The 26,318-nt window shown below is 64.5% G+C and carries 21 protein-coding genes, 3 rRNA genes and 2 pseudogenes; 8 read left to right on the plus strand and 18 right to left on the minus strand.

Annotated elements, in window-relative coordinates:
* The first annotated feature begins 44 nt into the window (after positions 1–44).
* The gene (gene yidC, locus QP029_RS03440; protein WP_284875469.1) at positions 45–1,250 is read left to right on the plus strand and encodes a membrane protein insertase YidC; all 1,206 of its coding nucleotides are present in this window, start codon (positions 45–47) and stop codon (positions 1,248–1,250) included.
* On the opposite strand, the gene QP029_RS03445 is transcribed toward yidC, so the two are convergent.
* From QP029_RS03445 to QP029_RS03460, 4 genes are all read right to left on the minus strand, one after another.
* A complete protein-coding gene (locus tag QP029_RS03445) occupies positions 1,177–1,809 on the minus strand; it encodes a TetR/AcrR family transcriptional regulator (protein WP_284875470.1) in 633 nt (210 codons plus the stop codon). The two genes, yidC and QP029_RS03445, sit on opposite strands and share 74 nt — an antisense overlap.
* A gap of 191 nt (positions 1,810–2,000) precedes the next feature.
* Positions 2,001–2,258: a GlsB/YeaQ/YmgE family stress response membrane protein gene (locus tag QP029_RS03450; protein WP_284875471.1), complete on the minus strand. Its 258-nt coding sequence runs from the start codon at positions 2,256–2,258 to the stop codon at positions 2,001–2,003.
* A 290-nt stretch (positions 2,259–2,548) separates the two neighbouring features.
* Complete coding sequence (locus tag QP029_RS03455) at positions 2,549–3,445, minus strand: universal stress protein (protein WP_284875472.1); 897 nt, start codon at positions 3,443–3,445, stop codon at positions 2,549–2,551.
* Positions 3,446–3,571: 126 nt separating this feature from the next.
* Entirely contained in the window at positions 3,572–3,718 is a 147-nt protein-coding gene (locus QP029_RS03460) for a hypothetical protein (RefSeq protein ID WP_284875473.1), read from the minus strand.
* Between QP029_RS03460 and QP029_RS03465 the strand changes: the two are divergent.
* Positions 3,711–4,714 (plus strand): annotated as a pseudogene (locus tag QP029_RS03465) (pseudouridine synthase). The gene QP029_RS03460 and the pseudogene QP029_RS03465 overlap by 8 nt on opposite strands.
* 65 nt (positions 4,715–4,779) lie before the next feature.
* On the opposite strand, the gene rrf reads toward QP029_RS03465, so the two are convergent.
* The 6 genes from rrf to QP029_RS03495 form a co-directional block, all read right to left on the minus strand.
* Positions 4,780–4,897, minus strand: a 5S ribosomal RNA gene (rrf, locus tag QP029_RS03470).
* A gap of 137 nt (positions 4,898–5,034) precedes the next feature.
* A 23S ribosomal RNA gene (locus tag QP029_RS03475) occupies positions 5,035–8,127 on the minus strand.
* A 394-nt stretch (positions 8,128–8,521) separates the two neighbouring features.
* Positions 8,522–10,046, minus strand: a 16S ribosomal RNA gene (locus tag QP029_RS03480).
* The 16S, 23S and 5S rRNA genes sit together here, the layout of an rRNA operon.
* Positions 10,047–10,710: 664 nt before the next feature.
* Positions 10,711–11,475 carry a hypothetical protein gene (locus QP029_RS03485; RefSeq protein ID WP_284875474.1) on the minus strand — a complete coding sequence of 255 codons (765 nt, stop codon included), beginning with the start codon at positions 11,473–11,475 and terminating at the stop codon, positions 10,711–10,713.
* A 46-nt stretch (positions 11,476–11,521) separates the two neighbouring features.
* A complete protein-coding gene (locus QP029_RS03490; RefSeq protein WP_284875475.1) occupies positions 11,522–12,550 on the minus strand; it encodes an AAA family ATPase in 1,029 nt (342 codons plus the stop codon).
* A complete protein-coding gene (locus tag QP029_RS03495) occupies positions 12,547–12,921 on the minus strand; it encodes a GntR family transcriptional regulator (RefSeq protein WP_284875476.1) in 375 nt (124 codons plus the stop codon). Before QP029_RS03495 ends, QP029_RS03490 begins: the two co-directional genes overlap by 4 nt.
* 213 nt (positions 12,922–13,134) lie before the next feature.
* On the opposite strand from QP029_RS03495, the gene QP029_RS03500 reads away from it, so the two are divergent.
* Positions 13,135–14,508, plus strand: a complete 1,374-nt coding sequence (locus QP029_RS03500; protein ID WP_284875477.1) for an NYN domain-containing protein — start codon at positions 13,135–13,137, stop codon at positions 14,506–14,508.
* On the opposite strand, the gene QP029_RS03505 is transcribed toward QP029_RS03500, so the two are convergent.
* Complete coding sequence (locus QP029_RS03505; RefSeq protein ID WP_284875478.1) at positions 14,490–15,428, minus strand: PspA/IM30 family protein; 939 nt, start codon at positions 15,426–15,428, stop codon at positions 14,490–14,492. The genes QP029_RS03500 and QP029_RS03505 overlap by 19 nt on opposite strands.
* Positions 15,429–15,652: 224 nt before the next feature.
* Positions 15,653–16,042: a thioredoxin gene (trxA, locus tag QP029_RS03510; RefSeq protein WP_284875479.1), complete on the minus strand. Its 390-nt coding sequence runs from the start codon at positions 16,040–16,042 to the stop codon at positions 15,653–15,655.
* 135 nt (positions 16,043–16,177) lie between these two features.
* Here trxA and QP029_RS03515 point away from each other — a divergent pair, with 135 nt between their 5' ends.
* The 4 genes from QP029_RS03515 to QP029_RS03530 all read left to right on the plus strand — a co-directional run bounded on the left by QP029_RS03515 (position 16,178) and on the right by QP029_RS03530 (position 20,500).
* Positions 16,178–16,399, plus strand: a complete 222-nt coding sequence (locus QP029_RS03515) for a heavy-metal-associated domain-containing protein (protein WP_284875480.1) — start codon at positions 16,178–16,180, stop codon at positions 16,397–16,399.
* A 76-nt stretch (positions 16,400–16,475) separates the two neighbouring features.
* Positions 16,476–16,685: a heavy-metal-associated domain-containing protein gene (locus QP029_RS03520; RefSeq protein ID WP_284875481.1), complete on the plus strand. Its 210-nt coding sequence runs from the start codon at positions 16,476–16,478 to the stop codon at positions 16,683–16,685.
* A 110-nt stretch (positions 16,686–16,795) separates the two neighbouring features.
* On the plus strand, positions 16,796–19,081 hold the full coding sequence (locus tag QP029_RS03525) for a heavy metal translocating P-type ATPase (RefSeq protein WP_284875482.1): 2,286 nt from the start codon (positions 16,796–16,798) through the stop codon (positions 19,079–19,081).
* Between the two features lie 63 nt (positions 19,082–19,144).
* Entirely contained in the window at positions 19,145–20,500 is a 1,356-nt protein-coding gene (locus tag QP029_RS03530) for an MFS transporter (protein ID WP_284875483.1), read from the plus strand.
* A gap of 7 nt (positions 20,501–20,507) precedes the next feature.
* Here the strand turns inward: QP029_RS03530 and QP029_RS03535 are convergent, their stop codons facing one another.
* A complete protein-coding gene (locus QP029_RS03535; protein ID WP_284875484.1) occupies positions 20,508–20,678 on the minus strand; it encodes a hypothetical protein in 171 nt (56 codons plus the stop codon).
* Between the two features lie 378 nt (positions 20,679–21,056).
* Here QP029_RS03535 and QP029_RS03540 point away from each other — a divergent pair, with 378 nt between their 5' ends.
* Positions 21,057–22,220 carry an MFS transporter gene (locus tag QP029_RS03540; RefSeq protein WP_284875485.1) on the plus strand — a complete coding sequence of 388 codons (1,164 nt, stop codon included), beginning with the start codon at positions 21,057–21,059 and terminating at the stop codon, positions 22,218–22,220.
* Here QP029_RS03540 and dnaB read toward each other — a convergent pair.
* The 5 genes and pseudogenes from dnaB to QP029_RS03565 all read right to left on the minus strand — a co-directional run bounded on the left by dnaB (position 22,217) and on the right by QP029_RS03565 (position 26,318).
* Positions 22,217–23,700: pseudogene (gene dnaB, locus QP029_RS03545) on the minus strand (replicative DNA helicase). The gene QP029_RS03540 and the pseudogene dnaB overlap by 4 nt on opposite strands.
* Before the next feature lie 623 nt (positions 23,701–24,323).
* Positions 24,324–24,776, minus strand: a complete 453-nt coding sequence (gene rplI / locus QP029_RS03550; RefSeq protein ID WP_284875486.1) for a 50S ribosomal protein L9 — start codon at positions 24,774–24,776, stop codon at positions 24,324–24,326.
* Between the two features lie 88 nt (positions 24,777–24,864).
* Positions 24,865–25,470, minus strand: a complete 606-nt coding sequence (locus QP029_RS03555; RefSeq protein ID WP_284875487.1) for a single-stranded DNA-binding protein — start codon at positions 25,468–25,470, stop codon at positions 24,865–24,867.
* 94 nt (positions 25,471–25,564) lie between these two features.
* Entirely contained in the window at positions 25,565–25,852 is a 288-nt protein-coding gene (gene rpsF, locus QP029_RS03560; protein ID WP_284875488.1) for a 30S ribosomal protein S6, read from the minus strand.
* Between the two features lie 136 nt (positions 25,853–25,988).
* Positions 25,989–26,318, minus strand: a complete 330-nt coding sequence (locus QP029_RS03565; RefSeq protein WP_284875489.1) for a hypothetical protein — start codon at positions 26,316–26,318, stop codon at positions 25,989–25,991.

Below are 26,318 nucleotides of genomic sequence, written 5' to 3' on the forward strand. Positions count from 1 at the left end.
CAATGTTCCGCATCTTCCGCTCGTGTAAGGATGGTCACCGCACCGTGCTGGATCCGTTCATCTACCTGGTCTCGGGGGTGCTGAAACTCTGGCACCTGCTGCTCAACTCGGTCCTCGGTCTCGACGACTCCACCGCCTGGGTGCTCGCGCTCATCGGCCTGGTGGTCACCGTGCGCGGGCTCATCGCCCCGTTCTCGTGGATGCAGATGCGGACGGCACGGACGTCGGTGATCATGCGGCCGGAGCTGGCCGCCCTCAACGCCGAGTACGCCGACCGCACCGACAAGGAGTCCGTCGCCGAGCACGAACGGCGACGCAAGGAGCTGTCCCGGCGGTACAACCACCGGCCGGCGGCGGGCTGTGTGCCCATGCTCATCCAGATCCCGGTGTTCATCGGCCTGTACCGGACGGTCCTGCAGATGGCGCGGCCGTCGGAGAACCTCGAGGTCGCCCCCGACACGCGGATCGGCTTCCTCAACGCCGAGGAGATCACCGCGTTCCTCAACGCCGAGATCCGCGGCATCCCGCTGCCCGCCTACCTGTCGATGCCGCAGGAGATGCTCGCCCAGCTGGGCACGACGCGGGATGAGGTCCGCGGGTTCATCCTGCCCATCGTCATCCTCGCCGTCATCTTCACCACCGCCAACCTCGCAGGTTCGATCTACCGGAACCTCGAGACGCTGGACTGGGAGTCCTCGCTCGCGCGTGGCACGCAGAAGATGCTCATCGGCATGACTGTGCTGGTGCCCTTCCTGCTGCTCAGCCTCACCTTCTTCGGGCCCATCCCGGTGGCGATCGTCCTCTACTGGTTCGCCAACAACCTGTGGACCCTCGTCCAGACCGCCCTCATCCGGGTGGTGGTCAGCCGGAAGATGCCCCTCGACGACGACTACCGGCGCGAACACCGTGCCACCCGGGAGAAGGTCCGCGGTGAGCTGCGGGAGAGGCGCACGCAGAAGTGGGACGTGCGACGTCGTCAAGCGGCGGGCGCGGTGCAGCCGTGGAAGATCCCCGAGATCCGCCGCGAACTGCAGGCCGAGCGGGTGCAGCAACGGGAGAAAACCGCCGCGGAGAAGGCCCGCCGCAAGGAGATCGCCCGGGCGAAGCAGGAGGCCCGTAGCCAGCTGACCAAGGAGAGGCTGGAGGCCAACCGGCGGAAGCGGCAGGAGAAGAAGGCTAGATCGAGTAATCAGCCGGCGGAGCCAGCAGCATCTGACGAGCCAGATCGCGGGCCGTCTGCAACGGACTGACGTCCCGGACGAACCGCGCTCCCGCCAGGCCGCCGTCGAGGAAGATGAGCAGCTGGTTGGCCTGCGTCGCCGAGGGATAGCCGTTCTTGGCGGTGAGCAGGTCCGTCATGGTGCGGTGCATCCACGTGCGGTGCGCCATGCACGCGGCGATGATGCCCAGCTCCGACTCCGTCTCCGGGCGCGGGTACTCGTTGGAGGCGTTCTGGAAGTGCGAGCCACGGAAGTCCTTGTCCGGTTCCTCCGCGATGGCCAGGTCGAAGAACGCGAGGATCTTGTCCTCCGCGTCGGTCATAGCCTCGGTGCGCTCCGCCCAGCGCCGGCGGTACTGCTCGTCGAGATTCTCCAGGTACGCGATGACCAGGGCGTCCTTCGACCCGAACAGGGAGTAGAGCGAGGCCTTGGCCACGTCCGCCTCCCGCAGGATGCGGTCGATGCCGATGACCCGGATGCCCTCCGTGGTGAACAGGTTGGTGGCCGAGTCCAGCAGGCGCTGCCGGGGGCTGGGCCGGTTTCGGCGGCGGCTGCCGGCGGACTTCTTCGGGGCGGAACCTTGGGCCACGGGAAAACCCGTCCTTCCTGACGGTCTAGCGGTGAGGTGTCTCCCACCACAATAGACAAACCGGTACGTCCAGCAACAGGCAGGGTGCGCCGGAGGGCACCGCGACCCCTCCCCCGGCACCGGCGCAGCCAACAGGAAACACCCGCCCTTCCCGGAGGAAGGAGCGGGTGTGACCTGCTTGTTCGCAGAGGTTACTTGCGGACGGCGTTGACGATCGTCAGCAGGATGACCGCGCCCAGGAGGCAGGTCAGGAAGCTGAAGATGAGACCGCCGCCGACCACGTCCACGCCGAAAAGGCCGAGGAGGAAGCCGCCGAGGAGGCCGCCGACAACGCCGACGATGACGTTGAGGAGGATGCCCTGCTGAGCGTCGGTGCCCTTAATCTTGGAGGCGATCCAGCCAGCCAGGCCGCCGATGATGATCCAGCCGAGGATTCCCATTCCGAGCATGTTCGTTTCTCCTTGTTAGTCTGGTGGATAGACCCCACGAGCGCGGGGCTGCGACTGCCGGGATCCGGACGAGCCGGTACCGCAGCACAATCACATGACAAGTATTTCATGGATACGTCTACAATGCCTACTCGGACAGTCCGACTTCACCGGATTGTTTCCGATCAGTGAACAAAGTTTAACCGAACCGACATCAACCCGTCATGGCCCCGTCCCCAGGACACTCCCGGGAACGGGGCCACAGGGCAACGGTTCCGCCGCCGGCGACGGAAGCCCGTCACATGTCTTGCCTACTGGTCGTCCGGGCGGACCACCATCATCGGGCAGGGAGCCGACTGCAGCAGGGCGCGCGAGGTCGAGCCGAGCAGCATGCCCTTGAAGCCACCGCGGCCGTGGGAGCCGACGACCAGGAGCTGGGAACCCTCGGAGTTCTCCACCAGGGCGCGGACCGGGCGGTCCCGGGTGATCACCTTGCGGACCTGCACGTCCGGGTACTTCTCCGTCAGCGGGGCGAGGCGCTCGGTGAGCATCTCGATCTGCTCCCGCTCGACATCCTCCCACTGCTGCTGGGCGGCGGACAGGCCGGCCAGGGACGCCTGGACCTGCATGTCCATCCAGGTGTGCACGGCGACGAGTTCTGCACCCCGGGCATCCGCCTCAGCGAAAGCGATCTCGGTGGCCTTCTGGGACACGTCCGAGCCGTCGACACCGACGACGACGGGGCCGTACTTCGTGGACTCGTTGACCACGTTGTCCTCACGGACGACGACGACCGGGCAGGTGGCGTGGGAGACCACGGCGGCGGAGACCGATCCCATGACCATGCCGGACAGTCCGCCCAGGCCACGGGAACCCATGACGATCATGGTGGATTCCTTCGCCATCTCCAGCAGCATGTCGATGGGGGAACCTTCGGCGATGGTGTGACCGATCTTGATCTCCGGGGCGACCTCGTGGGCGATGGCCCGGGCCTCGTCGATCTTCTCCATGGTCTCGGCCTGGAGATCATCGAACAGCTCCTGCGGCGGCACCATTCCCTCGGCGTAGAGGAACTGGGGCATGGTGTACGAGGAGGCCAGTCGCAGCGGGATGCCCCGCTTGTTGGCGGTGTTAGCGGCCCACCGCACGGCGTTGTGGGAGGCGGGGGAGCCGTCGACGGCTACGACGACGATGTCTTCCTGGGTCATCTCGATCGCCCTTTCAGTTAAGGATCGAAGGTTTTCGTGTCACCTTCAAGTGTAGCTGTTGGTATGAGGTTTCAGTGGGTTGTTACAACCAGTTGATACCCCGTACCGGGCGATGACGCCAGCGATCTAGAATGGGATCTCCACCGGCGTCGCGGCATCGGAGTTGGACGGGTACAGGATGGTGTAGAAGGCCTGGGCGATCTGCAGCAGGACCTGACCGATACCTTCAGAGGAGAAGGCAGTTGCTTGAGCGAGAATGTCGTCGATGTTCATGAAAGACACAGTAGTACACCCGCGCGGGCAGAAGTCACCGTTGCCGGTGAAGAACGGTCTCACCGCCACCAGGGCGCGAGTCCCCGCCGACGTCACCGACATGACCGCCGCCGAGTTCGTCGGCCACCTCATCGCCACGCAGCGTCACCGCCACCCCGACGATGACGCCACGGCGCTGCAGGAGCGTTTCGACGCCGGCGAGGTCCTCCTCCGCGGTGGCCTCCACCTGGCACCCGACACGGTCCTTCTGCCTGGACAGGACGTCTTCTTCTACCGCACCCCGGCCCCGGAGACCCCCGTCCCCTACCGCATCGACATTCTCCACCGCGACGACGACATCCTCGTCGTGGACAAACCCCCTACCTGGCCACCATGCCCCGCGGACGTCACATCACCGAAACCGTCACCGTCCGACTGCGCCGCGAGCTCGACCTCCCCGACCTCGTCCCCGCCCACCGCCTCGACCGGCTCACCTCCGGCGTCCTGCTGTTCACTCTCCGCCGCGACGTCCGCGGGGCCTACCAGCGACTGTTCGCCGACCGGCAGGTGACCAAGACCTACGAGGCCATCGCCCAGACGTCCCCGTCCCTGATCCCGCCACTGGAGTGGCACAACCGCATGATCAAGACCCCGGGGGACATCCAGGGCTTCATCGTCGAGGGCGCACCCAATGCGCACACCACGCTTATCGACGCCCTCCCCCTCACCGATGCCGAACATGCGGCGCTGGAGTCGGTCCACGGGCCCCTGCCTGCGCACTCCCGGTACATTCTGCAGCCCACCACCGGACGCACCCATCAGCTCCGCCTCCACATGTGGGCCGCCAGCGTCCCTATCCTCGGGGATCCCGTGTATCCACGGATCCACACCGAGGAAGAGGAGGATATGTCCGTTCCGATGCATCTCACCGCCCGGACACTGGCGTTCACCGATCCGCTGAGCGGCAAGCCCCGCAGCTTCACCGCCCCGGAACGCCTCTTCCCGGAACGTGCCTGAATCGCGGGAAAGCCCGGTACGGATCAGATCCGTACCGGGCTTTCCCGTCGTTCGATTAAGTTTTTGGTCGGCGGCAACTTACTCTCCCACACCCTCCCAGGTGCAGTACCATCAGCGCGAACAGGCTTAGCTTCCGGGTTCGGAAAGGGACCGGGCGTTTCCCTGCCGCTATCAACCACCGACACACATGCGGGAACAGTACCGTTCCGGTGCGTGTGTCGTGTCAGACACTGCATAGTGGACGCGAACCACACCATCACTGGTGCGATCAAATAATTTGTTTTGTTACAAACGCAAGCAACACATCACCAACCCAACAGGGTGTGTGTTACGTCGGTAAATTAGTACCGGTCACCTCCACACATTACTGTGCGTCCAGATCCGGCCTATCAACCCCGTCATCTCCAGGGAACCTCAAAAGAAACCTCATCTCGAAACAGGCTTCCCGCTTAGATGCTTTCAGCGGTTATCCCTTCCGTACGTAGCCAACCAGCCCTGCCCCTGGCGGAACAACTGGCACACTAGAGGTACGTCCGTCCCGGTCCTCTCGTACTAGGGACAGCCTTCCACAAGTTTCTACGCGCGCGGCGGATAGAGACCGAACTGTCTCACGACGTTCTAAACCCAGCTCGCGTGCCGCTTTAATGGGCGAACAGCCCAACCCTTGGGACCTACTCCAGCCCCAGGATGCGACGAGCCGACATCGAGGTGCCAAACCATCCCGTCGATATGGACTCTTGGGGAAGATCAGCCTGTTATCCCCGGGGTACCTTTTATCCGTTGAGCGACACCACTTCCACAAGTAGGTGCCGGATCACTAGTCCCGACTTTCGTCCCTGCTCGAGCTGTCACTCTCACAGTCAAGCTCCCTTGTGCACTTACACTCACCACCTGATTGCCAACCAGGCTGAGGGAACCTTTGGGCGCCTCCGTTACTCTTTAGGAGGCAACCGCCCCAGTTAAACTACCCACCAGGCACTGTCCCCGACCCAGATCATGGGCCAAGGTTCAGGTATCCAATCCGATCAGAGTGGTATTTCAACAACGACTCCCACACAACTAGCGTCATGTGATCACAGTCTCCCACCTATCCTACACAAACCGAACCGAACACCAATACCAAGCTATAGTGAAGGTCCCGGGGTCTTTTCGTCCTGCCGCGCGTAACGAGCATCTTTACTCGTACTGCAATTTCACCGGGCCTGTGGTTGAGACAGCAGGGAAGTCGTTACGCCATTCGTGCAGGTCGGAACTTACCCGACAAGGAATTTCGCTACCTTAGGATGGTTATAGTTACCACCGCCGTTTACTGGGGCTTAAATTCTCCGCTTCGACCACCGAAATGATCTAACAGGTCCTCTTAACCTTCCAGCACCGGGCAGGCGTCAGTCCGTATACATCGACTTAAGCGTCTTCGCACGGACCTGTGTTTTTAATAAACAGTCGCTTCCCTCTATTCTCTGCGACCACCACCAGCTCACCATGCAAGATGGGTCACCGACAGTGGCCCCCCTTCTCCCGAAGTTACGGGGGCATTTTGCCGAGTTCCTTAACCACAGTTCACCCGAACGCCTTAGTATTCTCTACCTGACTACCTGTGTCGGTTTAGGGTACGGGCCATATATGTACATCGCTAGAGGCTTTTCTCGACAGCACGGGATCACCGACATCACCCCACAAGGGGCTACGCATCACGTCTCACACATCCAAGGGGCGGATTTACCTCTCCCCTCGTGCTACACGCTTACACCACAATCCAATAAATGGCTCGGCTACCCCACTGCGTCACCCCATCACTTGGCTACTACCAGTTCAGGCCCCACGCACGCACACAACACGACAAGCAAAGCTTCCCGTGATCGTGATTGTGGGTGGTTAGTATCACTGATTCACACATGGGCGCACATACACGGGTACGGGAATATCAACCCGTTGTCCATCGACTACGCCTGTCGGCCTCGCCTTAGGTCCCGACTCACCCTGGGAAGACGAACTTGACCCAGGAACCCTTAGTCATCCGGCGGACAAGATTCTCACTTGTCTATTCGTTACTCATGCCTGCATTCTCACTCGCACACACTCCACCGCCCCTCACGGTACGGCTTCACAGCAGTGCACGACGCTCCCCTACCCAACACCTGCCTCAAGGACAGGATTGTTGCCGCGGCTTCGGCGGTGTACTTGAGCCCCACTACATTGTCGGCGCAGAACCACTCGACCAGTGAGCTATTACGCACTCTTTCAAGGATGGCTGCTTCTAAGCCAACCTCCTGGCTGTCTTCGCGATCCCACATCCTTTTCCACTTAGTACACGCTTAGGGGCCTTAGCCGGCGATCTGGGCTGTTTCCCTCTCGACTATGAAGCTTATCCCCCACAGTCTCACTGCTGCGCTAACTTAAACCGGCATTCGGAGTTTGGCTGACATTGCTAAGATTGTAGTCCCGCTCAACCAACCAGTAGCTCTACCTCCGGCAAGCACCACACAACGCTGCACCTAAATGCATTTCGGGGAGAACCAGCTATCACGGAGTTTGATTGGCCTTTCACCCCTACCCACAACTCATCCCCTCAGTTTTCAACCTAAGTGGGTTCGCGCCTCCACAGAGTCTTACCTCTGCTTCACACTGGCCATGGGTAGATCACTCCGCTTCGGGTCCAGGACATGCCACTAACAACACCCTCGTTAGGATTCGCTTTCGCTACGACTACCCCACACGGGTTAACCTCGCGACATGCCGCTGACTCGCAGGCTCATTCTTCAAAAGGCACGCCATCACACACAAGAGGTGCTCTGACGGATTGTAAGCACATGGTTTCAGGTACTATTTCACTCCCCTCCCGGGGTACTTTTCACCATTCCCTCACGGTACTATCCGCTATCGGTCACACTGAGTATTTAGGCTTACCGGGTGGTCCCGGCAGATTCACAGCAGATTTCACGAGCCCGCTGCTACTCGGGAAAAACAACAACAACCAGCAAGCGCCCTACACGTACAGGACTCTCACCTACTCCGGCAGGCCATCCCAGACCACTTCCGCTAAACACTCAACTGGTCGCCCCAGGCTGACAGACCCAGGCCGTTGCATCCCACAACACCGCATGCGCAACCCCTGTCAGGTATCACACACACACGGTTTAGCCTCATCCACGTTCGCTCGCCACTACTAGCGGAATCATTGTTATTTTCTTCTCCTACGGGTACTGAGATGTTTCACTTCCCCGCGTCAACCCCCACAACAGCTATGAATTCACTGAAGGGTGACCACCCATAACGATGGCCGGGTTTCCCCATTCGGACATCCTCGGATCAACGCTCAGTTGACAGCTCCCCGAGGCATAACGCAGTCTCTCACGTCCTTCATCGGCTCAGTATGCCAAGGCATCCACCATGTGCCCTTACACAAACACACAACAACCACACCACCAGACCCCACAAAAAGGGAACCCGACGATGCGACTGGTGAACATGACTTACTCACAAAACAAAAAATAAAGATGCTCGCGTCCACTATACAGTTCTCACACAACACACCACCCCACCCACACCACACACCTGCGTGCGCGATACGACCTGGGGTGATCACCGGGAACAATGTTGCCCCAGACACCCAACAGCATGCCAACGCACCCCACCCACCACAACGGGCACGATGATGTTTTCTGATAACCGATCATGCATTTTTTGTGGTCACCCACACGGTACGCGTCCACCCGATTCATTGATGCCGGCGGGTCAACACGCGTGACCACCAACCAGCAGATGCCCACATCACACAGTGACGCAGGACTTTTTTATGCTCCTTAGAAAGGAGGTGATCCAGCCGCACCTTCCGGTACGGCTACCTTGTTACGACTTCGTCCCAATCGCCGATCCCACCTTCGACAGCTCCCCCACAAAAGTGTTGGGCCACTGGCTTCGGGTGTTACCAACTTTCATGACGTGACGGGCGGTGTGTACAAGGCCCGGGAACGTATTCACCGCAGCGTTGCTGATCTGCGATTACTAGCGACTCCGACTTCATGGGGTCGAGTTGCAGACCCCAATCCGAACTGAGGCCGGCTTTCAGCGATTAGCTCCACCTTACGATGTCGCGACGCGTTGTACCGACCATTGTAGCATGTGTGAAGCCCTGGACATAAGGGGCATGATGATTTGACGTCATCCCCACCTTCCTCCGAGTTGACCCCGGCAGTCTCTCATGAGTCCCCACCATCACGTGCTGGCAACATAAGACAAGGGTTGCGCTCGTTGCGGGACTTAACCCAACATCTCACGACACGAGCTGACGACAACCATGCACCACCTGTACACCAGCCACAAGGGAAAGACCATCTCTGGCCCGGTCCGGTGTATGTCAAGCCCAGGTAAGGTTCTTCGCGTTGCATCGAATTAATCCACATGCTCCGCCGCTTGTGCGGGCCCCCGTCAATTCCTTTGAGTTTTAGCCTTGCGGCCGTACTCCCCAGGCGGGGCGCTTAATGCGTTAGCTACGGCACAGAAGTCGTGGAAGACCCCTACACCTAGCGCCCACCGTTTACGGCATGGACTACCAGGGTATCTAATCCTGTTCGCTACCCATGCTTTCGCTCCTCAGCGTCAGTTACTGCCCAGAGACCTGCCTTCGCCATTGGTGTTCCTCCTGATATCTGCGCATTTCACCGCTACACCAGGAATTCCAGTCTCCCCTACAGCACTCAAGTATTGCCCGTATCGCCTGCACGCCCGGAGTTAAGCCCCGGAATTTCACAGACGACGCGACAAACCACCTACGAGCTCTTTACGCCCAGTAATTCCGGACAACGCTCGCACCCTACGTATTACCGCGGCTGCTGGCACGTAGTTAGCCGGTGCTTCTTATACAGGTACCGTCACAAAAAGCTTCGTCCCTGTCGAAAGAGGTTTACAACCCGAAGGCCGTCATCCCCCACGCGGCGTCGCTGCATCAGGCTTGCGCCCATTGTGCAATATTCCCCACTGCTGCCTCCCGTAGGAGTCTGGGCCGTATCTCAGTCCCAATGTGGCCGTCCACCCTCTCAGGCCGGCTACCCGTCGACGCCTTGGTAGGCCATTACCCCACCAACAAGCTGATAGGCCGCGGGCTCATCCTGCACCGAAAAAACTTTCCACCCCCCACACTAAAGGAGGGTCCTATCCGGTATTAGACCCAGTTTCCCAGGCTTATCCCGAAGTGCAGGGCAGATCACCCACGTGTTACTCACCCGTTCGCCACTCGAGTACCCCCAGCAAGCTGAAGGCCTTTCCGTTCGACTTGCATGTGTTAAGCACGCCGCCAGCGTTCGTCCTGAGCCAGGATCAAACTCTCCACAAAAAACTTCTGATAGAAGAAAAAGGCTGTGAAAAGCCCAAACCCAACCAAAAACAAACAACCGACGATTCAAAAATGATTCATCAATTGTCCGAAAAATCACGAACCACCACACCACCCACACCACAAACAGCAGTATGAGCGGATCAGCTGGTGATCCGGCCACCGGTGCCTGTCCCGACGGGGATTAGCAGACACCAGGTAACAAATAACAGATGAGACCAATGCTGCATCCGCACCCGAAACAGTTCACCACACACAGTGTGGCGCGTTGTTTACAGTGGCACCCATTCCAAGTGAACATCAGGTACCACCCGGCACGCACCACCCACAACCAGTATCAGACCGGCTACAGGGGGTTGACCAGCACAATCATCATCAAAAAACAAAAGTACATTGGCACACTATTGAGTTCTCACACAACATCACCACACCACGACACCAACCACATGTTCGTGGTCAATCCGTTGGCGGGATATTTTTCGTCAGGGCCTGTTTTCCTCTCGCCTGCTCGCATCTCTGCGGGGCGCTGTCGGTCGCGCTGACTCACATAAAGTTACACACCACGACTGACGGACACAACTCCCCAGGTCAGAGCCCGTAAAACCCGCCCCTTCAACACACTAGGAAACACGCTCTATGCCGTCGCGTGCTTCCGCAGTCCGAGCTAAGCACTCGCGCCGGAGGATCCGGGTACCGCCTGTCGGGCCACCGCGGGCAACGTGAGGGCGTGGAGCAGATACAGCACGATGCCGGACGCCAGCACCATGCCGACGGGGAGATGGCCTGTGGCCCAGAGAACGACCACGCCGACCCCGGCACCGACATAGGCGATCGGTACCCACCAGGTGCGTCCGCTCGCCAGTTCGGCGAGGACCACGACTATCGCCAGCAGCAGGGCGCCGGCCACCGGCACCACCACCATCTCCGTGGTCAGCAGCTGACCGGACACCAGTGCAGCGAGGACACCGAGAACCAACGCGCAGACCGGGCTGATGAATCCGATGACAGCTGTTTCCCGTGCCCAGACGGCACGGTGGCCTCCGAAGCCGACCCATTCGCGGAAGCTCCGGCCGAACTCGCCCATGATGACGAACACGCCCTGGACGAAGACGACGGTGAAGAAGATCCCCGCCAGGTCCGACTCCAGTCGGGCGTATTGCACGAGCAGCCCAAGAACAATGACCAGTACGGGTGCGCCACCCCAGAGGAATGCCCAGGCCGTCACCTGAGGCTCCCGGATCATCTGTACGACCGGGGTGAGGGGGAAGCGGGAGCGCTCGGGCATCGCCTGCCCACGATGCTGGTGAGCACCGTCTTTCCGCAGTAGAGCAATTCCGCCACCGACGACGAGACCGAGGAGGAACACCGGCTGGATGTGGATGGGCGTGAGCGACCACATCACGACCGCCAGCAGAAGGAGCACGATCACGGTTGCGGAGACGAGTAACCGGTGGTGGTGGCGCCAGTACCGCGTGTCAAGCCCAATCGCCCGGTAGCGCTCCCACGTGGGAGCAAGGGGGGCCAGGAGTGCGGTTACCGCCGCCGACCATCCCATGCCTGCCAGTCCGAATCCGTCGGCGGAGGCCGCGGCGAACGACAGGATCACCAGTGCCACGAGGCGTGACACCACCGTCACGTCGGTGAGCGTGAGCAGTCGGAACAGTCGGGCGTTGTCGGCGACGTGGTTCATCGGTGATCACCTCCAGGGCGAGCACGGCCTGTTCGAGGGTGACTTCGGAGACACGCACCTTGCCGCCGGTCTGGCGGGCGGTGTCGAAGGCGGCGTCGGCACGCTCGGGAGTGGCACGCAGGTCGATGATGCTGCGGCGGCCGATGCTCATGTCTTCACGGCGCAGTTCGGGGACGTTGCCCAGGCGGCTGATGACCCGGTTGACCTCCTCGGCCGGACCGGTGAGCTCGAGGATCTGCTCGGCAAGGTCCTCGACGGGGCCGGCGAGGGTGAGGTGCCCGTCCTCGAGGTAGAGGACGGTGTCGAGAAGCCTCTCCGATTCGTGCAGGTGGTGCGTGGACATGGTGATGGTGCGCGGAAGGCGCTCCATCTCCTCCCGGATGGTGCGGTAGAAGGCCTCCCGTTTTGCGGTGTCGAGGCCGAGGTACGGTTCGTCGAGAAGCATCAGTTCGCAGCCGGAGGCACAGGCGAAGACGAGGGAGGCGGCGGATTTCTGGCCGCGGGAGAGTTCGGAGTAGTTCCGGCCGGTGGGCAGGTCGAACCGCGTGACCAGCTCCTCTGCGCGGTCCGCATCCCAGGTGACGTGGCGGGCGCTGCCCACCGCGAGGATCTTGCGGACCGGCCAGCTGGCGGGGATCGGGGCGTCGATACCCGCGAGAACGGCGCGGTCGAGGACCTCCGGGTTGTCGAAGGGGCGCTCGCCGAAGACGGTGAGGTCTCCCTCGGAGCGCAGCTGGCCGGCCAGGACCCGGAGGAGGGTGGTTTTGCCGGCACCGTTGGGGCCGATGAGGCCGTGGATGAGGTCGGTGGTCATCGGTAGAGTCCTCGGCTTTCTGCGACGGCGTCGATGAGGCGGTGGATGTCGGCCCGGGTGAACCCGAGGATGACGGCTTCGTCGATGAGCGGGGCGAGGTAGGCCTCCGCGAAGTCGTCCCGGCGACGGGAGATGATGAGGGTGCGGGCCTCGGCGGTGACGAACATGCCGATCCCGCGTCGTTTCTCCAGGACGCCGTTGTCCACGAGCAGAGTCATGCCCTTACGGGCGGTGGCGGGATTGATGTGGTGGAACGCCGCCAGTTCGTTGGTGGAGGGCGCACGGTCCCCGGGGGAGAGGGTGCCGTCGACGATCGAGTCCTCGACGAACGTGGCGATCTGCCGGAACAGTGGCGCGGTGGCCTCGTCCACGGGACCTCCTCCGTTAGTTGGTTAGTTACTTGCCTAATCAACCGTAGAACCTATGGCTCAGATCGGCAACCCCTGTCACCTCCGCATTCCCTCCCCCACCTGCGAATCTGCCGGGAAAATGTGGTTCGACATCGACGTGACCGCAGTTGTTAGGGCATGCTGGTGTGGAAGAAAACAACTTAGATTCACCGACAACCACAGAAATTAGGAGCCATGCTTGAACGCACACTCGTCTTCGTCGACACCTCTTACCTCCTCGCGAGCTTCTACAACTCGTGGGAGACGGGAGCCCGCTCCCAGTTAGAGATCGATCTGCCCGAGGTGGTCAACGTCCTCGGGTCCATGATCCAGAACCAGCTCCACCAGCCCATCCACCGCCAGCTCTGGTACGACGGCATCCCCGACTCCGGCCCCCACCGTTACCAGCGCGCCCTGCGCACCTGCGACGGCGTGCAGTTGCGCGCCGGCCAACTCATCGAGTGGGGCGACCGCCGCACCCAGAAAGCGGTGGACACCCGGCTGGTCGCCGACATGGTCTCCACCGCGGTGCGCCAGCAGTTCACCGACATGGTGCTCGTCTCCGGGGACGCCGACATGATCCCCGGCGTCCAGGAGGCCACCACCAACGGTGTCCGCGTCCACCTCTACGGCTTCGGCTGGGACTCCATGTCCTCCGCCCTGCGCCACGCCTGTGATTCGACCACCATCCTCGATCCGCGCGAGGACTTCGCCGACGCCATGCAGCTGCAGGTCCTCGAGGGGCCCCTGCCGCCGGTCGTCCGTTCCCGCCCGCTCGGCGACGCCGAGCCGATCGAGGAACCGGGCATGACCGCCGTCAGCGACGGCGAGATCTACGCCCCGCAGCCCCCGGCCCCCCGGACCGAGGACGCCACCACATCCGAGGACACCACCACCGTCGAGGCCCCGAACGTTGAGACCGGTGCCGGCGAACACGGTGATGACGCCCCCAAGCCCAGCGCGCAGCGCACGGCCCACCCCGCCACGCCCACCGCCCGGGCCGCGGATCCCGACGTCTCCGCGGCAGCCTCGGTGTCCGTCCGGGAATCCGTCGTCGAGGCGGAACTCGCCCGCGACATGGAGGAACGTCAGCAGACGGAGGAACAGAACCGCAACGAGCACAGCCGACCCGCTCCGAAACCCGGCGCTCCCCGCCCCGGTCCCGCACGGGCGGCGGCCGGCCCGGAACAGTCCGGGACCCCCACCCCGGAGGCGCCGAAACCGGGCGTGCCCAAGCCGTCGATGATGGCGCCGCGCCGCAAGCTGCGGTCCCGTTATGTGCCGCTACCGGAGGAGGTCTGGTCCTCGGCCGGGTTCCAGACGCCCTTCGACGTGGGTCAGCAGTACGCGACGTGGTGGTTCGAGAACGCCGCCTCCGTGGAACAGCGCGACCAGGCGCACCTGCTCTCCGGCGGTGGGCTTCCCCCGGAGATCGACCGGCCGCTGCTGCAGTTCGCATGTGAGACGCTCCACGAGTACACGCTCAGCGAGACGCAGCGGGTCAACCTCCGGGACGGATTCCACTCGGGAATCCGCGGGGTGCTGATCAACTACCGCGTCGGACCCTGATCCTCGACCGGCTCGCCAGCCTCGGCGTCCTGCTCGTTCTGCTCGGCGCCCGGGGCGGTGCCCATGCCCTCTGCGGCGGCGTCGGCCTCCGCGGTCTCATCCTCGGTCGCCTTCTCAGCCGTGGCATTCTCGGCCACGGCATTCTCAGCGGCGACATCCTCACCGGTGGTCAGCTGGTTGGCCCCGGCGGCTGCGGCGCCGGTGCCCAATGAGGCGCGGATCTCAGCGAGGCGCTCAGAAGCACGGAGATCGGTCCCGGCCTGGGAGATCTCGGCCATCCGGTCACTGACGGAGTGCTGGGTGAGTTCCTGTGCACCGAGGGCGTCTGCGTAGCGACGCTCGATCTTCTCCCGCACCGAGTCCAGCGTCGGGACATTGTCGTCCGGACGCAGTTCGTTCATGGTGTCCATGGCGCGCGTGGTGGATTCCTGCATGGCGGCCTGGTCGGCCTGGGCCCGGAGCTCGTCGATCTGGCCGAGCTGCTCCTTGAGGCGGACCTCCGACTCCTTCTGCTGGCGCTGGGCCTGCTCGGCGGCGGTGGTCGCCTGGGCGTGGAGCTGACGGGTCTCCTCGATCTGCTGCTCGACGGCCACGAGCTGGGAGGCGAAGATCTCGGCGGTGTTGTTGAGTTCCTGCGCCTTCGCGCTGTCCCCGCCGGCGGCGGCCTGGTCAGCCGCCTGGATGGCGGTGCGGGCCTGATTCTGGTGCTCCTCCTGCGACTTGAGCAGGCGGTTGAGCTTCATCTCCAGCTGCTTCTGGTTGCCGATGACGGCCGCGGCCTGCTCCGTGATCTGCTGGTGCTGGCGCTTGGCGGCGTCGGTGGCCTGCTGGATCTGGACCTTCGGATCAGCATTCTCGTCGATCTTGGAGTCGAAGGAGGCCATGAGGTACTTCCAGCCCTTGCTCAGTGGATTAGCCATGTCGAGGGTCTCGCTTTCTGTTCTGCTGGTGATCGCGGAGCGAACCGTGTTGTCCCCCACAGTTTACGGAGAACACCCGGGCCGTGCCGGGCACTGTATATATGACCCCGCATATGTGAGCCGCCCAGTGTCCGCCCCCATCCCGCCATGTCCCCGGGGCAACACGAAACCCCGGCCCGCCCTCCCGAACAGGGAGGGCGGGCCGGGGTCAGGTGCCGGTGAGGTTACTGGCCGGGCTGCTCGGCGTCGCGGGCGGAGTTGGCCTCGGCGACCTGCCGGCGGACATCGTCCATGTCCAGGCCCTTGACCTGGCCGATGAGGTCTTCCAGGGCCGCGGGGGGAAGGGCGCCGGCGTCGCGGTAGACCATGATGCCGTCGCGGAAGATCATCAGCGTCGGGATGGACTGGATCTCCAGGGCGGCGGCGAGGTTCTGGTTGGCCTCGGTGTCCAGCTTGGCGAAGGTGGCGTCCTCGTGCTTCTCGGAGGCCGCCTCGTAGGTCGGGGCGAAGGAACGGCAGGGGCCGCACCAGGAGGCCCAGGCGTCCACGAGGACGATGCCCTCGCCGGTAACGGTCTGCTCGAATGTGGACTCGGTGACGTCAATGGTTGCCAAGGGAAGCTCCTAGAAAGTCATTTTGTAAGGTCGTACACAACAGCCACCGTCAGGCGGCTTCGCTATGTACCAACACTACCCGGCCACTCCCTATTCCATCAGGGCCACGGGGGCCGCCGATCGAGAGGATCCTCCATGATCAAGCACTACGTCGTCGAGGGCATGACAGGCGAGAACTGCAGGGTAAGCGTCGAGGACGAAATCAACGAGCTTCCCGGCACCCAGGGTGTCGAGGTCGATGTGGAGACCGGAAACGTGACCGTCACCGGTGAGGTGTTCACCGACGCAGACATCATCCGTGCGGTGGAGAACGCCGGCTTTACGGTCCAGGAGGAACCGGACGTCGCCGGACTCTGATCCGCCCCACCCCTTGCCCGATACCCCCAAGGGGTATATGCTCGGCGATACCATCACCGAGCGAAGGGACCGTTCCATGAGCGCCATCACGAAGAACTACATGGTCGAGGGCATGACCTGCGGCCACTGCGAAGCCTCCGTCACGGAGGAGGTCGGTGAGATCGCCGGCGTCACCGCAGTCGAGGCCAGCGCCGCCAACGGCCGCGTGGCCGTGACCGGCGACGGCTTCACCGACGAGCAGGTGGTCGCCGCCGTCGAGGAGGCCGGTTACACGGTCAGGAACTGACCTCACCCGGCATGACCCGGCCCCGGACCCCGCGTCCGGTGGCCGGGTCTTGCCGTTTCCGCGGCACCCGCCCCCTTGCCATATACCCCATGGGGGTATATGGTGAGGGCATGACACAGACGCACCCAGCCACGGATCTGCTCCAGATCGACCTCAGCGTGACCGGCATGACCTGCACGTCCTGTTCCGCCCGCGTCGAACGCAAGCTCAACAAGGTCGACGGTGCCGACGCCACCGTCAACTTCGCCACCGAATCCGCCAGCGTGTCCTACGACCCCGCCAAGGTCGACCCGGACGCCCTCATCGAGGTCGTCCGGGGGGCGGGCTATGACGCGTTCACCGTCGCGGACTCCGACGCGGCCTCCGAGGATTCCGCCGAGGAGGGGGACGCGGGGGCGTCGATAAGCGAGAGCCCCCAGGATGCCGCCCGCGCCCGGGAGGCGGCCGATCTCAAGCACCGCGTCACCGTCTCCGCGCTGCTCACGGTGCCGATCGTCCTGCTGAGCATGATCCCCGCGCTGCAGTTCACCAACTGGCAGTGGGCCGTGCTCACCATGACCACCCCGGTGTTCTTCTGGGGCGGTGCCCCCTTCCACCGGGCGACGTTCATCAACCTGCGGCACGGGTCGTTCACCATGGACACCCTCATCACGCTGGGCACCTCCGCCGCCTACCTGTGGAGCCTGTGGGCGCTGTTCATCGGCAACGCCGGCCATCCCGGCATGACCATGGAGATGCACCTGTTCCCCTCGGACACGACGATGGACGAGATCTACCTCGAGACCACCGCCGTGGTGATCACGTTCCTGCTGCTCGGCCGCTGGTTCGAGACGAAGGCCAAGGGTCAGTCCTCCGTGGCGCTGCGCGCCCTGCTCGACATGGGCGCCAAGGACGCCGCCGTGCTTGTCGACGGCCGCGAGACCCGCGTCCCCGTCTCCCGCCTGCAGGTGGGGGACACCGTCATCGTCCGCCCGGGCGAGAAGATCGCCGCTGACGGCCGTGTCATCGACGGCACATCCGCCATCGACGAATCCATGCTCACCGGCGAGTCCGTGCCCGTCGAGGCGACCGTCGGCTCCACCGTCACCGGCGCGACCGTCAACACCTCCGGCCGCCTGCTCGTCGAGGTCACCCGCGTCGGCGCCGACTCCACCCTGGCCCAGATGGCGAAACTGGTCACCGACGCCCAGGCGAAGAAGGCCCCCGTCCAGCGCCTGGTGGACCGGATCTCCCAGATCTTCGTGCCCGTCGTCATCGCCGTCTCCCTCATCACCCTGGCCACCCACCTCGCCCTGGGCAACGGGCTGGCCCCGGCCTTCACCGCCGCCGTCGCCGTGCTCATCATCGCCTGCCCCTGCGCCCTCGGCCTGGCCACCCCGACCGCTCTGCTCGTGGGCACCGGCCGCGGCGCCCAGCTGGGCCTGCTGATCAAGGGCCCGGAGGTCCTCGAGTCGACCCGGCGCGTGGACACCATCGTCATGGACAAGACCGGCACCGTCACCGAGGGCGCGATGTCCGTCACCGGCGTCACCGCCGCCGCCGACCGTGCCGACGACGACGTGCTCGCCGCGGCCGCCGCCGTCGAGGCTGCCTCCGAGCACCCCATCGCCCGGGCGATCGTCCGCGCCGCCCGCGGGGAGGTGGCTGAGGTGACCGACTTCCGCAACCTCGCCGGCTCCGGCGTCACCGGCACCGTCGACGGGCACACCGTCACCGTCGGCCGGCCCGTCGAGACCCTGCCGGCGCAACTCCGGGTGGCGTTCGATGATGCCCAGGAGCAGGGCGGCACCCCGGTCGTGGTGACGATCGACGACCAGCCGGCCGGCGTCATCGCTGTCCGCGACACCGTCAAGGCCACCTCCCGGGAGGCGGTCACCGGCATGCGGGAGCTCGGGCTGACCCCCATGCTCCTCACCGGCGACAATTCCGGCGCCGCCCGCGCGGTCGCCGCCGAGGTGGGCATCGACGCCGACCACGTCATCGCCGAGGTCATGCCCGACGACAAGGTCTCCGTCGTGGAGCGCCTGCAGACGGAGGGCCGCAACGTCGCCATGGTCGGCGACGGCGTCAACGACGCCGCCGCCCTGGCGCGGTCCGACCTCGGCCTGGCCATGGGCGCGGGAACCGACGTCGCCATCGAGGCCTCCGACATCACCCTCATGAACAACGACCTGCGCTCCGCCGTCGACGCCATCCGCCTGTCCCGCCGCACCCTGGGCACGATCAAGGGCAACCTGTTCTGGGCCTTCGCCTACAACGTCGTGCTCATCCCCGTCGCGGCCGTCGGACTGCTCAACCCCATGCTCGCGGGTGTGGCCATGGCCTTCTCCTCGGTGTTCGTGGTCACCAACTCCCTGCGACTGCGCAGCTTCCGCTCCTCCCACGAACAGTCCTAACCGCGGTCGGAGTACAGTTTCCTCCAACCAACTGTCGCTCTGACCCCCGCGAAGGGAAGCCGCATGGACGCCGCGAGCCCGCAGCCGACCACCGAACTCACCCGGAATCAACGCCTCGACCGTCTACCGGTGACCGCTAAGCACCGTCGTCTGCTCGTGGGCTCCGGCATCGGCTGGGCGCTCGACGCCATGGACGTGGGCCTCATCTCCTTCATCATGGCGGCCCTGACCGTCCACTGGGGGCTGACCCCGACCGAGTCCTCGTGGCTCGGATCCATCGGCTTCGTGGGCATGGCCCTCGGCGCGACGTTCGGCGGCCTGCTCGCCGACCGCATCGGCCGCCGCCAGGTCTTCGCCCTCACCCTGTTCGTCTACGGGCTGGCCACCGGCGCCTCCGCGCTCGCCGGCAGCCTCGCCGTCCTCATCGCCCTGCGTTTCATCGTCGGCCTGGGCCTGGGCGCGGAACTGCCCGTCGCGTCCACGCTGGTCTCGGAGTTCGCCCCGCGTCGTATCCGTGGCCGCATGGTGGTCATCCTCGAGGCGTTCTGGGCCATCGGCTGGATTCTCGCCGCGATGATCGGTGCCTTCGTGGTCACCGCCTCCGACGACGGCTGGCGTTGGGCCCTGGCCCTGGGCACCATCCCCACCGTCTACGCCCTCGTCGTGCGTCACGGACTCCCGGAGTCCGTCCGATTCCTCGAGGACAAGGGCCGGCATGAGGAGGCCGAAGAGGTCGTCTCCTCCTTCGAATCGCAGGTCCCGGCCGAGGACCTCGCGCGTATCGACGCCGCCACCACCGCATCCCCCACCGCAGGCCGCCCCGAGGTCGAGGGCGCCACCTCCATCTGGGACCGCGTCCTGCGCCGCCGCACCGCCGCCCTGTGGGTCGTGTGGTTCTGCGTCAACCTCTCCTACTACGGCGCGTTCATCTGGATCCCGTCCCTGCTCGTCGCCGACGGGTTCACCCTGGTGAAGTCCTTCACCTTCACGCTCATCATCACCCTGGCCCAGCTGCCCGGCTATGCGGTGGCCGCCTGGCTCATCGAGGCCTGGGGGCGGCGCTCCACCCTGGCGACGTTCCTGGCGGGATCAGCGGCCTCCGCGATGTTCTTCGGCACTGCGGACTCCGAGGCGATGATCATTATCGCGGGCTGCCTGCTGTCCTTCTTCAACCTCGGCGCCTGGGGCGCGCTCTACGCCATCGGCCCGGAGCTCTACCCCTCGCACATCCGTGGCGCGGGCACCGGTGCGGCGGCCGGTTTCGGTCGGCTCGCGTCCATCGCGGCTCCGCTCATCGTCCCCCCGTTGCTGGCGTTCGGTGGCTCGATCCTGTTGTTCGGGCTCTTCTCGCTCGCCTTCGCCATCGCGGCGGTGGCCACGCTGACACTCCCCGAGCAGCGCGGCAAGGTTATCGACTAGTGGGGCGCTAGCTGAAGGAGAACATCCGGGCCAGGCGGTCGCCGAAGGTCGGCTTCGTCTGGACGGCGAAGGCGTCGAGCTCACGCGGCACGTTGAGGATGGTCGCGCGTTCGGTGCGTTCGACCGAGACGTGGTTGGTGAAAGCTGCGGTCCGGGGGTCGAAGGTACGGCAGGTCATGATTCACTCCTTTTCTGGTCCACGACGGGTGGTCGTTCAATGAAGGTGAGTCTAGGAAGTTTTCGCAGCTCAGGCACCATTGGTAAGCCAGTCCTTAGTAACCTGGCCCTTATATAGGTCAGCCTAAAGCGTGGGAATCCGCAGGAAATCAAGGGCGATCGGCGTGACCCTCCTCACTTATTGGCGACTTTCCTGGAGGTGGGTCACACCTCCGGCCACCCCATTCCGGGGGTGACCCGGCGCCAGGGCAATCCCCTGGCTTGATTAGGGGTCACCGTGCGCCCGTCACTCCGGGTGGTAACGTACCCGCGTCGCGGACCACACCCGGTCCGCGTTCGTGCCGCCGATCACAGGCGCGTGGGGGAAGAGGAGACACCGATGGGACAGCGCAGCTGGATGCGCGTCGGATTGGCCCTATTCATCATCGCGTTCGGCGCGAACCTCTTCGCCCCGCTGCTGCCCGCCTACCGCGCCGTCGCCGGACTGAGCCAGTCCCACGTCACCTTCCTCCTGGCCATTTACGTCGCCGGTCTCGTACCCGCCCTGCTCATCGGTGGGCCGCTGTCCGACGTCCGCGGGCGTAAGGCCCTCATCCGCCCCGCCCTCGTCCTCTCCGCCGTCGGTTCCCTCATCCTCATCCTCGGCGTCACCGGGTCGGTGCTCGTGCTCGCGGTCGGCCGCTTCGTCGTCGGCGCCGCCATCGGGCTGGTGATGGCCGCAGGTGCCGCCTGGCTCCAGGAACTGTCCACCGGACCACCTCATGTCGGCGCCCGCCGTGCCACGGTCTTCCTCTCCGCCGGGTTCGGGCTCGGCCCCCTGGCCAGCGGGCTCGTCGCGCAGCTTCTGCCGTATCCGGACCTCCTCCCCTATCTGGTCCACCTGGTGCTGCTCGGGCTCATCTCCCCCTGGTCCTGGAACGCCGCAGGCGGCACGGCCCACCCTGACGCCCAGCGGCGGGCCTGGTTCCCCCGCAGCGTTCTCACACCACGCTTCCTGTGGTCCGTCGCCGCCTGGGCACCATGGGGCTTCGGCGCGGTGACCACCGCCTTCGCCACTCTGACGGACCTGGTTCTCGACGAGGTGACCTGGCCGGTGGCGTTCACCGGGATGATCGCCGCGGTCACCATGCTCACCGGGGTGCTCATCCAGCCGGTGGCCACCCGCTTCGGCAGCGATCTCGTCCCGCCCGCCGTCCTGGGACTGGCGCTGGTCATCGCCGGCATGCTCGCCTCCGCCGCCGTCGCCGCCACCCGACTACCGCACCTGGTCATCCCGGCCGCGATCCTGCTGGGCGCCAGTTACGGAATCATTATGGTCTCCGGGCTGCGCGAGGTCCGGGCGATCGCACCGCCCGAGGACCTCGGCGCCGCCACAGGCGTGTTCTATTCGCTGACCTACGTGGGCTTCTTCGCCCCGTTCGTCATGTCGGTCGTCGGCCCCTTCATCGGCTACCAGACCGTCTTCCTCATCGGCGCCGTCGTCGCCGCGGCGTCGATCATCCCGGTCACCCGCGTCGCTGCCCGGCCGACCGACACCGACTAACCCCGGGCCAGATCCACGAAGCGGGAGTAATGCAGCTGGTGGGCCACGGTGACGGTGTCGATGGGCCCGCCACGGTGCTTGGCCAGGATGATGTCGGCCTCGCCCGCGCGCTCGTTCTCCTTGTCCTGGGAGTCCGGGCGGTAGAGCAGCATGACCATGTCGGCGTCCTGCTCCAGTGAACCGGACTCACGCAGGTCGGCCAGCTGCGGGCGCTTGTCCGTACGCGCCTCGGGTCCACGGTTGAGCTGCGAGATGGCGATGAGCGGCACATCGAGTTCCTTGGCCAGCAGCTTGAGCTGTCGGGAGAACTCCGAGACCTCCTGCTGGCGGGACTCGACCTTCTTGCCGGAGCTCATCAGCTGGAGGTAGTCGAGCACGATGAGCTGCAGGTCGTGCTTCTGCTTGAGTCGCCGGGCCTTGGAGCGGATCTCCATCATGGTGAGGTTCGGTGAGTCGTCGATGAACAGCGGCGCCTCGGAGATCTGGCCGACCCGGTTGGCCAGCTTGGTCCACTGTTCGTCGTTCATCCGGCCGGCACGCATGTCGGAGAGCTTGATCTCCGTCTCGGCGGACATCAGTCGCATGACGATCTCCGACTTGCTCATCTCCAGCGAGAAGATGGCCGAGGCCTTGCCGTGCTTGATCGAGGCTGAGCGCATGAAGTCGAGCGCGATGGTCGACTTACCCACACCGGGTCGGGCGGCGACGATGATCATCTGCCCGCCGTGGAGGCCGTTGGTGAGGTTGTCCAGGTCGACGAAGCCGGTGGGCACGCCCTGGGCGAGGCCGCCGAGGTTGGCGATCTTGTCCAGTTCCTCCATCGTCGGTTCGATCATGTCGGCCAGGACCGCGTAGTCCTCGGTCTCCGTGCGCTGGGCGATGGCGAAGACCTCCTGCTGCGCGAGGTCGAGGACCGTCTCCACCTCCGCGCCCTCCGTCCCCTCATAGCCGAGCTGGACCACGCGGGTACCGGCGTCGACGAGGCGGCGAAGAATGGCCTTCTCCGCGACGATCTCTGCGTAGTAGCGGGCGTTGGCGGCCGTGGGCACCGAGGAGATGAGGGTGTGCAGGTACGGCGCCCCGCCGACCCGCTCGAGCTCGTTGTGGCGGTCCAGTCGCCCGGCGACGATGACCGGGTCAATGTCCTTGCTCTCGCCGAACAGGTCGATCATCGCGGTGTAGATCAGCTGGTGCGCCGGGTGGTAGAAGTCCTCCGGGTCCAGATCACCGATGATCTCCACCACCGTGTTCGGGCTCAGCAGCATGGCGCCGAGGACGCCCTGCTCCGCCTCCCGATCATGTGGTGGCTGGCGAAACTCGCCGTAGTTCGTCGGGGCGGCCGACTTGTCACGGTAGCGCCGGGACGGCCCCTCCCCGACTGGGCCTGGGGAACGGGCAGGGCGGAATCGTCCGGCTCCGAGGGTTCCGTCGGCGGAACGTAGTCGTCGTCGAAGCTTGCTCCGCCAAATCCCGTGGTCATGGGCACTATCCTTCCTTGCCGCCGGCTGGTCGCCGTGCTGTCCGCAGTGTATCCCCGTGAACCCCGGCACGCCCAAGCGAATCCGGGGTCGGCTGTGGGTAACCACCCCTCCCCGCAGGCGTCCCGGAGCGGTTGTCCACAGCCGGATCACCCCCGGGGATCCGCCGGTTATCCACAACCCCTGTGGATTATTCAGGTTAACGGCGGTGAACGTTCCACCGGGACCCGGCCGCCTTGTGGACAACCTGTGGACAAACCAACCTCTTCCCGGCGCCGTCGGGGCGGAAACCGCAGGTCACGGGGACTGTGACACCTGTGACCAACGAGGTCTCCACAGTGGACAACTGCCCCTACCAGCCTGTTTGACAGACCCCGGAAAGACCGCTACTTCATTCATGAAGAATGCCGGGACACATCGTGGGGGCGACGCGGGGGTGGCCACCAGGTGAATCATCCCCAGTTCTCCACAGTTGTCCACAGCCGGAGATCCGGTCGGGTCCACCCGTGGCAGACCAGCGGCCCCGGTCCGGCACCATGGGTGTCGGAGCGGGGCCGCGGGCCTGCTGTTGTCGTTGGGCCGAGTCATCCCCGGTGAGGGGCTCAGCCGCCGTCTGGCGCGTGAGTTACGCGGCGACGACCTCAAAGTTGATCTTGCCGGTCACGTCGTCGTGCAGCTTGACCTGAACCTGGTAGTTACCGGTCTTCTTGACCAGTCCCTTGGGAAGCTCGATGTTGCGCTTGTCCAGGGTCGGGCCGCCTGCCTTCTTGACGGCGTCGGCGATGTCGTCTGCCTTCACGGAGCCGAAGAGCTTGCCGCTGTCGGAGGTGCGGACAGCGACGGAGACGCCGGTGAGGCCCTCCAGCTGCTCGCGGACCTCGCGGGCGTGATCGAGGTCGCGGATGGCGCGAGCCTCCTGGGCACGCTGGATGCCCTCGATCTGCTTCTCGGCACCGCGGGTGGCCACGATGGCCAGTCCGCGGGGAAGCAGGTAGTTGCGTCCGTAGCCGTTCTTGACCTCGACGATGTCGCCTGCGACTCCGAGGTTCTCAACGGCAGCGGTGAGGATCAGCTTCATGATCCCTGCCTTTCGTTGTGGGTCCCACCAATACGCACGCCGATCCGGCGGCGGGGCGGGACAAATGATGTGTGGGAATGCTTGTCGATCAGAACGGAGGCTCGTCGTCGGCCGCACCACCGAAACCACCGGCCGGCGGGGCGGAACCCCACGGGTCGTTGTTCGGCATCTGGTTGCCCTGGTTGCTCTGGTTCCGCTGGGGCTGGTTCTGGTTTCCACCGAAACCGCCCTGGTTACCCTGGCCACCGCCGAACCCGCCCTGCGGCTGGCTCTGGGGCTGACCCTGATTCTGGTTCTGGCCGCCGCCGAAGTTGCCGCCACCCTCACGAGGGTTGCGGTTGACCTGGGCGGACGCGTACTTGAGGGAGGGGCCGACCTCGTCGACCTCGATCTCGTACACGGTGCGGTTCTCGCCTTCCTTCGTCTGGAAGGAGCGCTGACGAAGGCGGCCGGTCACGATGATGCGCATGCCCTTGGAGATCGTCTCGGCGACGTTCTCCGCGGCCTGGCGCCACACGTTGCAGGTGAGGAACAGGGCTTCGCCGTCCTCCCACTGGTTCGTCTGGGAGTTGAACTTGCGGGGGGTGGAGGCGATACGGAAGTTGGCCACCGCCGCACCCGAGGGGGTGAAGCGGAGCTCCGGGTCGTTGACGGCGTTGCCGACGACCGTGATGTTCGTGTCTCCCTGTGCCATGTGTTACTGCCTTCCTGCTGCGCGGTGGTCGTGTCCGTTGGTGACGTGCCTGTCGGGGCGACGGGCGTGGTGCTCGTCTCCCCAGTATCCGCTCTTAGGCGTCGTTGCGCAGCACCTTGGTGCGCATGACGTCGTCGTTCAGGTTGAGAACGCGGTCGAGTTCGAGCACGGTTGCGGACTCGCACTCGAGGTCGACGACGGCGTAGACGCCCTCTTCCTTCTTGTTGATCGGGTAGGCAAGACGACGCTTGCCCCACACATCAACCTTGGCTACCTTGCCGTTGTCCTTGCGGACGATCTCGAGGAACTTGTCCAGGGACGGGGCAACGGTGCGCTCATCCTGGCTAGGATCCAGAATGATCATGATTTCGTAGTGACGCACGGACCTCATCACCTCCTGTGGTCTTGGTTTTGAATCGGCCACGCCCCTTGTGGGCATGGCAGGAGGGTCTGTTGCGTCAAGCAACCCCACCACCGTACCCCAGTGACGGGGTGGGCCGAAATCCACCGGGCCGGACCTAATCGGCGACCCGGGTCACCACCCCGTCGGACTGCATCCTGACCTCCACACCGTCGTGCTCGAGGTCCCAGTACCCCTCCTCGTCCCACTCCTTGTCACCGCCACCGGCGCAGGTCTCGGCGACGACGGCCGCGACCTCTTCGGCGGAGACACCTTCATCGTCGAGCTGCTCCTGGGCGTCCTCGGTGTAGCTGGCGACCTGGCAGGGCTGCTCGGGCCCGGCGTTGTCGTCCGAGCCGGAACAGGCGGTGAGCAGGAGGGCCCCGGCACCGGTGAGGGCGATGGCGGTGAGGCGGAGCGGGCGGTGGGTGATCGTCGTGGTGGTCAT

This window comes from Corynebacterium suedekumii, assembly GCF_030252185.1.
GTDB lineage: Bacteria > Actinomycetota > Actinomycetes > Mycobacteriales > Mycobacteriaceae > Corynebacterium > Corynebacterium suedekumii.